Origin of the sequence: Streptomyces asiaticus, assembly GCF_018138715.1 — a bacterium.
Lineage (GTDB): Bacteria > Actinomycetota > Actinomycetes > Streptomycetales > Streptomycetaceae > Streptomyces > Streptomyces asiaticus.
In genome coordinates this window covers 6,000,466-6,013,781 of record NZ_JAGSHX010000006.1, presented here as the reverse complement: position 1 = coordinate 6,013,781, position 13,316 = coordinate 6,000,466, and the positions used below count along the sequence as shown (strand labels likewise).

Genomic DNA, 13,316 nt, shown 5'->3' with positions numbered 1-13,316 from the left:
GATCATCCCTTCACAGCGCCGGAAGTGAGCCCACCGACCGCCTTGCGTTGCAGAAACAGGAACAGGAGCAGGATCGGGATGGCGAACAGCGACGCCGCCGCCATGGTGGCACCCCAGTCGTCGCCGAAGGCGGTCTGGAAGCTGGACAGCCACAGCGGAAGCGTCTGGGCGCCCGGATCCTTGTTCAGGATGAGCACGAGCGGGAATTCGTTCCAGGCCGTGATGAAGCCGAAGAGCGAGGTGGCCATCAGGCCGGGGGCGAGCAGCGGGAAGATCACCCGGATGAACGCCTGCGGACGGGTGCAGCCGTCCACCATCGCGGACTCCTCCAGCTCCTTGGGGATCGCGGCCACGTAGGCGCGGAGCGTGAGGATGGTGAAGGGCAGCACCATGACCATGTAGAACAGGGTCAGCGGAAGCAGGCTGTTCAGCATGTCGCCGTCGCGCACCAGCATGTAGATGGCGATGACCAGGACCTCCCAGGGCGCCATCTGCGCGATCATGAACGTCACCAGGAAGCCGCGGCGCCCCTTGAACCGCATCCGGGCGAGGGCGAACGACGCGAGCAGCGCGATCAGCAGGGAGAGGCCGACCGCCGAGAGGGTGACGGTGAGCGAGTTGCCCACCAGGGTCCAGAAGTGCTCCGCGTCCATGGCCTTCCGGAAGTGTTCGAGCGTGGCTCCGGTCGGGAACCACACCGGGTCTTCCGAGATGATGTCCGAGGTCGGCTTGAGGGCCGTGCTGAACATCCAGTAGACGGGGAACGCGAAGCCGAGAAAGAGCACGACGGCGGTCGCGTTGGGCCACAGCCGGGCGAGCGGTGAGCGCTTCACAGCTCGTCCTCCTCTTGCCTGAGCACGATCCGGAGGTAGTAGGAGGTCAGCGCCAGCAGGACCGCGATGGTCAGCAGCGAGATCGCGGCGCCCATGCCGTAGTGCTGGTTGCCGACGCCCTCGATGAAGGCGTAGACGGGGAGGGTCTCGGTGAGCCGGTCGGGGCCGCCCTCGTTGATCGCGAAGACCTGGGCGAACGCCTTGAAGACCCAGATGACTTCGAGGAACGTCGTGGCCAGCAGGAACGGCTTGAGGAAGGGGAAGGTCACCGAGGTGAAGCTCTTCCAGCCGCCGGCGCCGTCGAGCGCGGCCGCCTCGTAGAGCTCACCGGGGATGGTGGTGGTCGCGGCGTAGAGGTTGATCGCCACGAAGGGGATCGACTGCCAGACGATCAGCACGGTGATGACGAAGAACGTGGAGAACTGGCCGCCGGTCCAGTTGTAGTGCGCCATGGAGTGCCAGCCGAGCGCGTCCAGCACCCAGTTGACCACCCCGAAGCGGGTGGCGAAGAGCCACTGGAAGACGGTGGTGGCGGCGATGGTCGGCATGGCCCAGGCCAGCACCAGGCCGACCGAGAGCAGCAGCCGCATCGTGCTGCCGAGGCGGGCCAGCAGCAGTCCGACCAGGGTGCCGAGCAGCATGATCAGCACCACGTTGACCGCGGTGAAGATCACCGACCGGAGGGTGACCCGCCAGAAGTCCTCGCTGGTCAGCGCCTCGCGGTAGTTGTCGACCCCGTTCCACTCGGTGAGGTGCTGGATCAGCTGCCGCATATTGAGGTTCTGGAACGACAGCAGGCCGTCCTTGACCAGCGGCCAGCCCAGCAGCAGCGCGGTCGCCGCCAGCGCGGGCAGCAGCAGGAGGTACGGGGCGGCGCCGGTCAGCCGTGCGCGCCCGGCGGGGCCCGGGGCCGGGCGGCGGGTGCCCGGCGGTGCCCCGCCCCGGCGGACCCCGGCCGCCGCCGGGCCGGGGTCCTGGCGTTCGGTCGCTACGGCCATCGGGCTCAACGCTCCTGGCTGAGGCGCTTGTTCAGCTCGTCCTCGACCGACTTCGCCGCCTCGGCGGGCGACTTACCGTTGAGCACGGCGGTCATATAGGTCTTGACGGGGTTCGGGGCGTTCTCCACCGCGGCCCATTCGGGGATCAGCGGGGTGGTGCCGCCGGTCGCCGCGGCCGGGGCGGCCGCCTGCGCGGCGGCGTTGCCCTTGAGCTGCGCCTGGAGCGACTCCTTGTTGGGGATGACGCCGCCTTCCTTGGCGAGCTGTCCCTCGTGGGTGTCATTGAGCGCGATCCTCAGGAACTCCTTGGCCAGTTCCTGCTTCTCACTGCCCGCGGCGATCGCGAGGTTGGAGCCGCCGAGGAAGACGCCCTCCGGCTTGCCCGCGGTCTCACCCGGGATGGTGAAGTAGCCGATGTCCTTCTCGATCTTCGGGTTGGCCTTGATCGCGATCCCGGCCTCCCAGCCCATGCCGATGAAGGCGCCGGTCTTGCCCTTGGCGAAGACCTCGCCCTGCTGCGGGGTGGCCTCGTCCTTGTCCTTGGGGGCCTTGCTGAAGGACTGGTACTGCTTGTAGATGTCCATGGCCTTGCCGACCTTGGGGTCGGCGAGGTTGGAGACCCACTTGTCGCCGTCCTTCTTCACCAGGTCGGCGCCGGTGCCGATGGTCAGCCCGTCGAAGAAGTACCAGTTCTGGCCCGGCAGATAGATGGGCTCGGCCTCGGTCTTCTTCTGGATGGCGTCGAGGTCCTGGAAGAACTCGGTACGGGTCTTGGGAGTGTCCTTGATCCCGGCCTCGGCCCAGATCTTCTTGTTGTAGAGGACGACCCGGTTGGCCGCGTACCACGGCGCCGCGTACTGCTTGCCGTCGTAGACCGCGGACTTGTTGATCGACTCCGACCAGTCGGCGCCGATCGACTTCTTCAGGTCATCCAGTTCGGCCAGTCCGCCGGTCTGCGCGTAGGACGGGGTCTGGGTGTTGCCGATCTCCAGCACATCCGGCGGATTGGATTCCGAGAGCGCGGTGGTCACCTTCTGCTGGATGCCGTTCCACTGCTGGGTCTCCAGCTTCAGCTTGGCGCCCGTCTTCTTCTCGAAAGCGGCCTTGACATCCTTCGTCCAGCCGTCCGGCGTGGAGCCGTCCATCGCCCAGACGGTGAGCGTCTGCCCCTTAAAACCGTCCGCTCCGGCCTTGTCGTCATCGCCGTCGGACCCACAGGCCGCGACGGATACCAGCATTGCCGCGACACCCGTCGCCGCTATGAGCCCACGCTTCACAGCACTCTCCTCAGAAGGCCGGATCAGGGGGTTTAATGGTCCAGACCAGTGCCCGCAGCTTGGCCTAGACCTTTTGGGGTGTCAAGGGTGTATAAGAGTCACCGGCGGCTCCGTTACCGGACCGACACTTCCCGACATCCGGACCGGCGGACCGCCCGGAGCCGGGACCGTGCCACGATGTGAGGCGCTGGATTCTTCAGGAGACCGGTGACGGCGGTAGACGCCGGTGACGGCAGCGGACCAGGAGTCGGAGAGGGCGCGATGGAGACCGAGGGGGCAACGGCGGCAGCGGCGGCCACCACGACGGCCGAGAGCGACGGCAACGGCTCCAATGGGGCACGCACCGCGCGCGTCCCGAAGTACTACCGCCTCAAGCGCCACCTGCTGGAGATGACCGAGACCCTGCCACCGGGCACCCCGGTCCCACCGGAGCGCACCCTGGCCGCGGAGTTCGACACCTCGCGCACCACCGTGCGCCAGGCGCTCCAGGAGCTGGTCGTCGAGGGTCGCCTGGAGCGGATCCAGGGCAAGGGCACGTTCGTGGCCAAGCCCAAGGTCTCCCAGGCGCTGCAACTCACCTCGTACACCGAGGACATGAAGGCCCAGGGCCTGGAGCCCACCTCCCAGCTGCTGGACATCGGCTATGTCACCGCCGACGACCGGCTCTCCGGGCTGCTGGACATCGCCGCCGGCGGGCGGGTGCTGCGCATCGAGCGGCTGCGGCTGGCCAGCGGTGAGCCGATGGCGATCGAGACCACCCATCTGTCGGCCAAGCGCTTCCCCGCGCTGCGCCGCAGCCTGGTGAAGTACACCTCGCTCTACACGGCACTGGCCGAGGTGTACGACGTCCGGCTGGCCGAGGCCGAGGAGACCATCGAGACCTCGCTGGCCACCCCGCGCGAGGCGGGGCTGCTGGGCACCGACGTGGGGCTGCCGATGCTGATGCTCTCGCGGCACTCGCGGGACGCGTCCGGGGAGCCGGTGGAGTGGGTGCGGTCGGTCTACCGCGGGGACCGCTACAAATTCGTGGCCCGGCTCCAGCGGCCGAACGACTGAGCAGCGTGGCGGCGCCGCCGGGCTCAGCCGGGCTTTGGTACCGCTGACAGCTCTACGACTGACCGGCCAGAGCCCTGGTACTGCTGACCGGCTATCGGATCCGTCGGCAGTACTCCACCCTTCAGGGCGGAGGTGTAGCTGCTTTCCCGCGTAGCGGGGCAGGGAAAGACCAATCGCCGTCAGGGCGATTCGTCGTCTGCGCCCACGGCGGTGAGAGCGGCCTCAAGCAGGTGGATGATCTCCGAGTTGAGGGACCGCCGGTCGGCTTCCGCCTGAGCGGTCAGCCGGGCATGTACATCATCGGGGAGCCGCAGAGTCAACTGAACCATGATGCCATCATAGTGTCACGGTGATATCGTGATTGTCGTGAAGCTCAGGTACCAGTTCCGCGTGTATCCGAGCGCCCCGCAGGGGATCAAGCTGGCGAAGGCGTTCGGGTGCTCCCGCGTCGTATGGAACGACGCATTACGCATCCGACAGGAGGCATACAAGCAGGGAAAGCCAGTCCCGTCGATTGTCGAGCTGGCGAAGCTGGTCATCACCGAGGCGAAGAAGGCGCCCGAGCGTGCATGGCTCGGCGAGGTATCGGCGGTCGTACTCCAGTCGTCCCTGCGCGACTTGAGGACCGCGTACTCTAACTTCTTCGCCTCGAAGAAGGGCACACGCAAGGGGCCGAAGATCGGGCCGCCGCGCTTCAAGAAGAAGACCTCCCGCCAGGCGGTCAGGTTCACCAAAGCCGCCCGCTTCTCCATCACCGGGGAGGGCAGGCTCCGGCTCCCGAAGATCGGCGACATCTCTGTCCGCTGGTCCCGGGAGCTTCCCTCCGACCCGTCATCGGTCACGGTCATCAAGGACGCGGCCGGAAGGTACTTCGCGTCGTTCGTGGTCGAGACCGATGACAAGCCGCTTCCCGAGTTGGACCGGGAGGAGACGGACACCGGCATCGACCTGGGCCTGTCCTCGTATGCGGTGTTGCGCGGGCGCAAGATCGCCTCTCCGAAGTTCTTCCGCCGTCAGGAGAAGAAACTCCGCCGCGCCCAGCGCAAGCTGAGCCGGTGCGCCCAGGGAAGCAGCAACCGTCGTAAGGCCAAGCTGGCCGTAGCCAAGATCCACGCGCGCATCGCCGATCAGCGGCGCGACTTCATCGAGCAGGAAACCACCCAGGTGGTCCGCGAGAGCCAAGCGGCCTACTTGGAGAACCTGAACGTGAAGGGCATGGCACGCGGCCGGTTCGGCAAGTCCGTTCAGGACCAGTCCTTGGGCATGTTCGCCCGTACCCTCGAAGTGAAATGCGCACGATACGGGCGGACCTTCGTCAAGGTGGACCGGTTCTTTCCCTCCACCCAGTTGTGCTCCAACTGCGGCGCGCTCACCGGGCCGAAGGGGAAGAAAGGGCTGCCGATACGCACCTGGACATGCGACTGCGGAGCCCGGCACGACCGGGACCAGAACGCTGAGTACAACCTCCGCCTTGAGGGGCGGAGCATCATGGCGGCCGGGCGGGCCGACACGTAAAACGCCTGTGGAGCCCGTGTAAGACCCGGCAAGCCGGGCGGTGGGTGGATGAAGCAGGAACCACCCGAAGGTCGCCGCTCAACAACGGCGGCCAGGCGGGAATCCCCTCATCCATGAGGGGGAGACGTCAACTTTCTCATACCGATATACGGACAGGTAGTGACTGCCGCCGGGCCCCGGGCTTAGATTTCCTGCGCATTACACAAATGATCAGCTGTGATCCAGGTGATCGACTGTGCCGCAGGTATCGACTGCGACGCAGGTGATGAGCCGAGGGGACTGGAGCCCGCCACATGTCAGACACGTCCGCTTCACCCGGCAGGAGACCGGTCGTGACGCCCACGCGCGTCGTGGCCGCTCTGTGCCTGATCGCCCCGTTTGTCGGGATGCTCTGGGTCGGTTCGTACGGCAAGGTCGAGCCGGCCTTCATCGGGATCCCGTTCTTCTACTGGTACCAGATGCTCTGGGTGCCGATCTCGGCCGTGCTGACCTCGGTCGCCTACGTCCTGGTCCGCCGTGAGCGGCGGGAGCGCAAGGGGGGTGACTCCGCATGAACGGCGGAGTGAACGGCGTCGCGCTCGCCGTCTTCATCTTCTTCTTCGTGGCCGTCACGGTCATGGGCTTCCTGGCCGCGCGCTGGCGCGCCGCCGAGAACGCCAACAACCTCGACGAGTGGGGTCTGGGCGGCCGCAGCTTCGGCACCTGGATCACCTGGTTCCTGCTCGGCGGCGACCTGTACACCGCGTACACCTTCGTCGCCGTCCCGGCCGCGATCTACGCGACCGGCGCGGCCGGGTTCTTCGCGGTCCCGTACACCATCCTGGTCTACCCGCTGATCTTCACCTTCCTGCCCCGGCTCTGGTCGGTGTCCCATAAGCACGGGTACGTCACCACCTCGGACTTCGTCCGCGGCCGCTTCGGCTCCAAGGGACTTTCGCTGGCCGTCGCGATCACCGGCATCCTCGCCACCATGCCGTACATCGCCCTCCAGCTGGTGGGCATCCAGGCGGTGCTGGACGTGATGGGCGTCGGCGGCGGCGAGAACACCAACTGGTTCATCAAGGACCTGCCGCTGCTGATCGCCTTCGGTGTGCTCGCGGCGTACACCTACTCCTCGGGTCTGCGCGCCCCCGCGCTGATCGCGTTCGTCAAGGACACCCTGATCTACATCGTCATCGCGGTGGCGATCATCTACATCCCGATCAAGCTGGGTGGCTTCGACGACATCTTCAGCGCGGCGAACGACAAGTTCACCAAGGCCGGGGCGGGCGGGCTGGCGCCGGCCGCGGAGGGCCAATGGGCGTACGGCACGCTGGCCCTGGGCTCGGCGCTCGCGCTGTTCATGTATCCGCACTCGATCACGGCGACGCTCTCCAGCCGCAGCCGTGAGGTGATCCGCCGCAACACCACGATCCTGCCGCTGTACTCGCTGATGCTGGGGCTGCTGGCGCTGCTGGGCTTCATGGCCATCGCCGCCGGGGTGACGGTCGAGAACGGCCAGCTGGCCATCCCCCAGCTCTTCGAGGACATGTTCCCCGACTGGTTCACGGGCGTCGCCTTCGCCGCGATCGGCATCGGCGCGCTCGTCCCGGCGGCCATCATGTCGATCGCCGCGGCCAACCTCTTCACCCGCAACATCTACAAGGACTTCCTGCGGCCGAACGCCACGGCCGAGGAGGAGACCAAGGTCTCCAAGCTGGTCTCGCTGCTGGTGAAGGTCGGTGCGCTGATCTTCGTGCTGGGCATGGACAAGACCGTCGCGATCAACTTCCAGCTGTTGGGCGGCATCTGGATCCTCCAGACCTTCCCGGCCCTGGTGGGCGGCCTGTTCACCCGCTGGTTCCACCGCTGGGCGCTGCTGGCGGGCTGGGCGGTCGGCATGGTCTACGGAACGTGGAAGGCGTACGACACCCCGAGCGGCACCCAGAAGCACTTCGGCAACACCGCCGATGTGCCGGGTATCGGCGAGATCGGCTACATCGGCCTCACCGCCTTCGTGCTCAACGTGGTGGTCACGGTGGTCCTGACGCTGATCCTGCGGGCGGTCAAGGCCCCGGACGGCGTGGACGAGACGTCCTCGGCCGACTACAAGGCGGACGCGGGCGACCCGGGCGTCCAGACCGACCTCCCGCCCGCCACGGCGGGCGCCCCGGGCGGCCACTGACGCCTGGCGGCGGGCCGCGCGGATTGACGTCGAACGGGCCGTCGGCTCCCTCGCGGGAGCCGACGGCCCATTCGTGTGGCGAGGGACTTACGGGTGGTACTTCTCCTCGACCGTCTCGGCACCGCCGGACTTGGTGCTCATGGTGACGCGGACGGTCACGCTGCCGGTCTTCGCGGCCTTCTCCAGATCGTCCACGGTGCACTTCGTGGTGCCGTAGCCGTCCTTGCCGAGGGCCACGTGTCCGGACTCCTCGCCGCAGATCGCGGCCGCGCCGAGGACCTGCGTGGCGTTGGAGACGTAGAACGCCTGGTCGGTGCTGCCGTCATCAGGCTTGACGATCAGCTTGCCGGGCGCGAGGTACTTCAGCTTGCCGACGACCGTGCGGTGGTTGCCCGCGTTTGCGGCGCCGCCGCCGGTGGCGTCCGAACCGCCGCTGGTGGAGGCGGACCCGCCGCCGCTGGAGGCGGAGCCGCCGCCGTTCGAAGCTGACCCGCCGCCGCTGGAGGCTGACCCGCCGCCGTTCGAGGCTGACCCGCCGCCGGTGCTGCCGCTGTCCTGGCCCTGCGAGCCGGAGCTGTCCGAGGAGGAGCTGCTCGTGGCCGAGGCGGAGGCCGATGAGTTCGAGGAACCCGCGGACTCGGAGTCGTCAGGACCGCAGGCCGTGGCGCCCAGGCCCAGCGCCGCGGCGACGACGAGGGCGGCGGCGATGCGGCGGCCGGCGCGGCCGCGGAAGCGCTTGGTGACGGTGTTCATCGTGGTGCTCCTGTTGTTCTGTTCTCTCGGCTCGTTCCCGGACGATCTTCAGTTTCGAAGAGCGGATTGGCGTTCTGCTAACGGACGGCTAATGACGGCTAATGCGGTGCGTGCAGGCCCGTTCGTATGAGTACGGGTACCTACGCCGCGATGAGCGGCCGCGCGGATCCGGCCCGCCGGGGCCGGGACCTACCGTCCGGTACATGACCGAGAGCGAGGCTTCCGCCGGAAAGAGCTGCGGCGGGTGCGGAGCCGGGTGCGCCAGCGTGGTGCTCCTTGTGCTGGCCGTGGCCATGGCCCTGCTCGCGTACGCGAGCACGGATTCGACCTATCCCGACGTCGACCCGGAGAAGACGGCGCGCCGGCTCTCCGGCTACTCCCAGGACGCCTATGCGGCACTCGGCATCGACCGCGCCCTCGAAGGCGGCTACGTCGACGTCTTCACCAACAACACCTACGGGTCCAACGACTGCTACCCGGACGGCCTGTTCAGCTTCGCCGACCCGCCCGTGGACGGCGCGTACCGGCTGTACCAGGAGTGGACCTTGAGCAAGGTGCGCAAGGCGGACGCGCTCCCCGCCCTGCGCGGGGTGCGCGACCGCCTCGAGGGCAAGGGATGGCACATCACGGAGTACAGCAAGAACGAGCAGATCGAGGAGTGGAGCGTAGAAGCGGAGCGCGACGGCGGCTACGCGATCCAGGTGACCTGGGAACCGGAATATCAGCGGCTCTCCGGCTTCGTCAGCACATCGTCCTGCGCGATGGATCCCAGCTGGCCGGAGAAGAAGCGGGAGCAGGAGGAGGAGCAGGGATACAGCGGCTCATACGACGAGCCGGACCTGGACTTCCCCCCGGCGCTCACCCCGGCCTGACACCGGCACGTCCCCTCGTTAGGCGGCGATCCCGAAGGCGTCGCAGGGCGTCGGGTCGAGTTCGAACCAGAGCAGCTTGCCGCTCCTGCCGAACAGCTCGTCGGCGAGGGCGTAACCGCCCCAGTTGTCGGCGCAGATCCGGACGATGAGGAGGCCACGGCCGTACGTGGCCTCGGTGTTCGCGGCGGCCTCCGCGAGGGCGGACGAGCGGTCGAAGAGGGCCGGGGGCTTGTCGAAGGGCGGCGGGATGTCCGGATTGGTGTCCCACACGCTGATCCGCAGACGCCCCTCCTCCACGGTGCGGATACGCATTTCGGCCGGGCCGGTGGTGTGGCGGTACGCGTTGGTGACCATCTCGCTCGCCACGAGGGTCGCGGGGTCGGTGAACTCGCCCAGCCCGTGCCGGGCGAGGACCGCACGGAGGGTAATGCGGGCGATGGCCGAGGCGCGGGGGTCATGGGGCAGTCGTAGTGAGTAGGACCAGGGGTTTTCCGGCGTTTCCGGCGCAAGGGTGGGCATGAAGTCTCCTGTCTGTGCGCGGAGTTGTGCGATGTCCGGGCACACACCGTAGAACCTGCGATGGCCTATATTCCATTCCAGCGACGAAATATGGGCCAAGTTGCCCTGTGTGGGTGACACGTGCACACTGTGTGCCGACCGGGAGGACGAACCATGCCGTCGAGCACCACCCCGACGCTGCGTCAGCAACGACTGGGCGCTGAACTGCGCAAGCTACGCGATCGCGCCGGGCTGTCGACCACCGCGGCCGCCTCACTCCTCGGCGTCAATCAGTCCCGCATCAGCAACATCGAGGCCGGGCGGTACGCCGTGGGCGCCGAACGCGTCCGCGCCATGGCGTGCAACTACACCTGCGCGGACGCGCGGCTCGTCGAGGAGCTGGCCGCCATGACCGGCGGCCGCACCCGTGGCTGGTGGGAGGAGTACCGCGAGATCCTCGTCCCCGGCCTGCTCGACCTTGCCGAACTGGAGCACCACGCCACGGCCCTGCGCATCGCATCGGTGGTCCACATGCCCGGCCTGTTGCAGACCACCCAGCATGCGCGCGCCATCTTCAACGAAGCCATTCCGCCCCTCGCGGGATACGAGGTGGAGCACCGGGTCTCGTTCCGCATCAAGCGGCAGGCGGTCCTCTACGGGGACCAGCCGACCCCACTGACGGCCATCCTCCACGAGGCCGCCCTGCGCATGGGCTTCGGTGGCCCGGAGACGACCCGCGAACAGCTCGGCCACCTCGTCGAGATGAGCGAACACGAGCACATCACCATCCTGGTGATCCCCTTCGGCGGCGGCACGTTCCCGGGCTCGGGCCAGCCCATCGTCTATGCTCACGGCCCGGTGCCGCAGCTCGACACCGTCCAGCTCGACACGGATCACGGTTGCGAGTTCGTCGACGCGGAAGCCAAGTTGGTGATGTACCGCTCGGTGCTGGACCGGATGGAAAGCTGCGCCCTTGAGCCCGCGAAGTCGCGCGACCTGATCCATGGCATCGCGCAGGACACCTGAGAGGGAACGCATGCGCACCCACCCCTGGCGGAAGTCCTCGTACAGCGCCCAAGGGGCCAACTGCCTCTACGTATCGGCACCCGGCAACGCCACGATCCGGCTCCGCGAGAGCGACGAACCCGACACCATCCTCACCACCAACCCAACCGCCCTCGGCGCCCTCATACGCAGCGCCAAGGCAGGGCGGCTCGACCACCTCGGCACGGCCTAAGGATCAGCGGTCGTCCGCGGCCTTTCCGGCCGCGGACAAACCGACCAGGTCGTCCACGTAGCGCCGCATGAGCCGTTCCAGCTCCACCAGATCCCGGTCGCTCCACTGCTCGAACACCGGCTGGTTGAGCCGCCCGCGCGCGGCGTCGATCGCGTCGATGACGCGGCGCCCCTCCTCGGTGAGGAGGGCTTCCTTCACGCGGCGGTCCTCCGCGCTGGGGCGGCGCTCCACCAAACCCAACTCCGCGAGCTTCGCGACCTGGCGGCTGACCGTGGTGTGGTCGCGGCCCGCTCGGTCGGCGAGCTCGACCACGCCGATCGGGGCGAACCGGTGGATGCCCACGATCAGCGGGAAGAGCGCCCGGTCGAGCTGGATGCCCGCTTCGGCGATGAGGATCTCGTCCCGGTGCGGCTGGTTCATGATCGCGATGAGGTCGATGATCGATTCATGCAGCCGTCGCTGCGTGACCTGCCGCTGGCGTCGTGTGGCCATGGCCCAGAGACTACCGCCACCCGGGTGAGGCACCCCCGGTGCGCAACCCGACGGCGTCGAGGTGGGCCTCGATGGTGTGGAGGTCGGCGATGGCCGCCATGTATCCGTCGGGCCGGACGAGCACCCACTGCCCGGCCGCCAGGCCGTACGCGTCACGGAAGTGGCCCCCGGCGTCGTTCAGATCGCCGCGCGGGCCGGTGGTGTGGATGTGCAGGCCCTTGCGAGCGGTCGGGGCGGCGGTGCGGTCGGCCTCGTAGCCGAGCAGGGTCCAGTGGGGGCCCTGGAAGAGGCTGAAGAGGCGGGTGTCGAGCCCTCCGGCCCCGGTGACGGGGGCGTCGGGGGCGCGTTCCCCGGCCAGCGGGCCCTTGTCCCGGTGCGGCGTGGCGATCGTGAGAGGCGAGTCAGCATAGCCGAGGTCGAGTTGGCTGACCTCGCGACCCCGGCTGGTGAAGCGGCTCTTCGCGGCCTCCAGCAGCCGCTCGGAGAGGCCGAGGACGGCCTCGGCGATCGGGCGGCGCTCCTGCTCGTAGCTGGCAAGGAGGGGGTCCGGCGCGCCGTCCAGGACGGCGGCGAGCTTCCAGCCGAGGTTGTACGCGTCCTGCACGCCGGTGTTGAGGCCCTGCCCACCCGTCGGCGGATGGACGTGGGCGGCGTCACCGGTCAGGAGCACCCGGCCGATCCGATACGTGTCGGCGAGACGGGCGTTCATCGAGAAGACGGAAGCCCAGGACACCTCGCGGACGACGATGTCGGTGCGGCCCGTGCGTTCGTGGAAGAGGGCGGTCAGGCCCGCCGCCGAGACGTCGATGTCCACGTCGAAGGGGACCGGCCCCACGTACTGGAACATGTCCGTGCCGTACAGCGGGCACAGTGACACCTGCGTGTCCGTGCCCTCCCCCCAGCGGTGCCAGGCGTCCGTCGAGACGCCGTCGGCGCGGACGTCGGCGACGACGGCCCGCACGCCGAGCGTCCGGCCGGGAAAGCCGATGTCCAGGGACTTGCGGACGAAGCTCGATCCGCCGTCGGCGCCCACGAGGTAGGCGGCGCGCACGGTCCGCTCCCCGGACGGAGTGGCGATCCGCGCGGACACGCCGTCGTCGTCCTGGTCGATTCCGGTGAGCTCGTGGCCGTAGAGCGGGGCGTGCCCGAGCTCGGCCAGCCGCTCGCGCAGACAGCGCTCGGTGAGGAACTGCGGGACCAGCAGGGGGATTTGGTACGGCTCCTCCGGCGTCGGGCCGGACAGCTCGAAGGCGGACCGGTCGACCGGACCCTCGTCCGTGTAGAAGCGCTGTACGGGGTACTCCCCGCCGGAGGCCACGATCCGGTCGATGACGCCGAGGTCCTCGAACACCTCCTGGCTGCGGGGCTGGATCCCCTTGCCCCGGGATCCTCTGAAGGGCCCGGCCGCCTTGTCGATCAGCAGGAAGCCGATATTTCTGCGGGCGAGATCGATGGCGAGTGTCAGTCCGGCGGCACCGGCGCCGCAGATGATCACTTCGGGTTCCGGGACACGGGGCATGGCTTCGCCTTCCATGGGTAAGTTCATCGTGTGCAGAATGCACACGATGAAGGGGCGTGGTCAAGTGCACGCATGCACCTTGGCGGCGATAATCTGTGAGTT

Annotated in this window: 15 protein-coding genes; 7 read left to right on the top strand and 8 right to left on the bottom strand. The window is 68.1% G+C overall.

The window, feature by feature from the left end; all coding sequences use genetic code 11:
- Positions 1-2: 2 nt before the first annotated feature.
- The 3 genes from KHP12_RS33270 to KHP12_RS33260 are packed head-to-tail and all read right to left on the bottom strand — an operon-like array spanning position 3 to position 3,108.
- Positions 3-833, bottom strand: coding sequence for a carbohydrate ABC transporter permease (locus tag KHP12_RS33270; protein ID WP_086879185.1), 831 nt, complete (start codon positions 831-833; stop codon positions 3-5).
- Positions 830-1,831, bottom strand: coding sequence for a carbohydrate ABC transporter permease (locus KHP12_RS33265; RefSeq protein WP_086879186.1), 1,002 nt, complete (start codon positions 1,829-1,831; stop codon positions 830-832). Before KHP12_RS33265 ends, KHP12_RS33270 begins: the two co-directional genes overlap by 4 nt.
- Positions 1,832-1,836: 5 nt before the next feature.
- A complete protein-coding gene (locus KHP12_RS33260) occupies positions 1,837-3,108 on the bottom strand; it encodes an extracellular solute-binding protein (RefSeq protein WP_086879187.1) in 1,272 nt (423 codons plus the stop codon).
- Positions 3,109-3,369: 261 nt separating this feature from the next.
- Between KHP12_RS33260 and KHP12_RS33255 the strand changes: the two genes are divergently transcribed.
- Positions 3,370-4,164 (top strand): GntR family transcriptional regulator, encoded by a 795-nt coding sequence (locus KHP12_RS33255; protein WP_037962893.1) that lies wholly within the window; start codon positions 3,370-3,372, stop codon positions 4,162-4,164.
- Between the two features lie 179 nt (positions 4,165-4,343).
- On the opposite strand, the gene KHP12_RS33250 is transcribed toward KHP12_RS33255, so the two are convergent.
- Positions 4,344-4,493, bottom strand: a complete 150-nt coding sequence (locus KHP12_RS33250) for an Arc family DNA-binding protein (protein ID WP_086879188.1) — start codon at positions 4,491-4,493, stop codon at positions 4,344-4,346.
- 37 nt (positions 4,494-4,530) lie between these two features.
- On the opposite strand from KHP12_RS33250, the gene KHP12_RS33245 reads away from it, so the two are divergent.
- The 3 genes from KHP12_RS33245 to mctP all read left to right on the top strand — a co-directional run bounded on the left by KHP12_RS33245 (position 4,531) and on the right by mctP (position 7,843).
- Complete coding sequence (locus KHP12_RS33245) at positions 4,531-5,679, top strand: RNA-guided endonuclease InsQ/TnpB family protein (protein ID WP_308289522.1); 1,149 nt, start codon at positions 4,531-4,533, stop codon at positions 5,677-5,679.
- A gap of 293 nt (positions 5,680-5,972) precedes the next feature.
- Positions 5,973-6,233, top strand: a complete 261-nt coding sequence (locus KHP12_RS33240) for a DUF3311 domain-containing protein (protein ID WP_086879189.1) — start codon at positions 5,973-5,975, stop codon at positions 6,231-6,233.
- Positions 6,230-7,843: a monocarboxylate uptake permease MctP gene (gene mctP / locus KHP12_RS33235; protein WP_086879190.1), complete on the top strand. Its 1,614-nt coding sequence runs from the start codon at positions 6,230-6,232 to the stop codon at positions 7,841-7,843. Before KHP12_RS33240 ends, mctP begins: the two co-directional genes overlap by 4 nt.
- 87 nt (positions 7,844-7,930) lie before the next feature.
- Here the strand turns inward: mctP and KHP12_RS33230 are convergent, their stop codons facing one another.
- Positions 7,931-8,596, bottom strand: coding sequence for a hypothetical protein (locus KHP12_RS33230; RefSeq protein ID WP_211833995.1), 666 nt, complete (start codon positions 8,594-8,596; stop codon positions 7,931-7,933).
- 203 nt (positions 8,597-8,799) lie between these two features.
- Between KHP12_RS33230 and KHP12_RS33225 the strand changes: the two genes are divergently transcribed.
- Positions 8,800-9,468, top strand: a complete 669-nt coding sequence (locus tag KHP12_RS33225) for a hypothetical protein (protein WP_211833994.1) — start codon at positions 8,800-8,802, stop codon at positions 9,466-9,468.
- A gap of 18 nt (positions 9,469-9,486) precedes the next feature.
- On the opposite strand, the gene KHP12_RS33220 is transcribed toward KHP12_RS33225, so the two are convergent.
- Positions 9,487-9,987 (bottom strand): ATP-binding protein, encoded by a 501-nt coding sequence (locus KHP12_RS33220; RefSeq protein WP_086879193.1) that lies wholly within the window; start codon positions 9,985-9,987, stop codon positions 9,487-9,489.
- Positions 9,988-10,140: 153 nt separating this feature from the next.
- Between KHP12_RS33220 and KHP12_RS33215 the strand changes: the two genes are divergently transcribed.
- Positions 10,141-10,992 carry a helix-turn-helix domain-containing protein gene (locus tag KHP12_RS33215; protein ID WP_086879194.1) on the top strand — a complete coding sequence of 284 codons (852 nt, stop codon included), beginning with the start codon at positions 10,141-10,143 and terminating at the stop codon, positions 10,990-10,992.
- Between the two features lie 10 nt (positions 10,993-11,002).
- The gene (locus KHP12_RS33210; protein ID WP_086879195.1) at positions 11,003-11,203 is read left to right on the top strand and encodes a DUF397 domain-containing protein; all 201 of its coding nucleotides are present in this window, start codon (positions 11,003-11,005) and stop codon (positions 11,201-11,203) included.
- Positions 11,204-11,206: 3 nt separating this feature from the next.
- On the opposite strand, the gene KHP12_RS33205 is transcribed toward KHP12_RS33210, so the two are convergent.
- Both KHP12_RS33205 and KHP12_RS33200 read right to left on the bottom strand, forming a co-directional pair.
- Positions 11,207-11,695: a MarR family winged helix-turn-helix transcriptional regulator gene (locus KHP12_RS33205; RefSeq protein ID WP_037962871.1), complete on the bottom strand. Its 489-nt coding sequence runs from the start codon at positions 11,693-11,695 to the stop codon at positions 11,207-11,209.
- 10 nt (positions 11,696-11,705) lie between these two features.
- The gene (locus KHP12_RS33200) at positions 11,706-13,214 is read right to left on the bottom strand and encodes an FAD-dependent oxidoreductase (RefSeq protein ID WP_211833993.1); all 1,509 of its coding nucleotides are present in this window, start codon (positions 13,212-13,214) and stop codon (positions 11,706-11,708) included.
- Between the last annotated feature and the right edge of the window lie 102 nt (positions 13,215-13,316).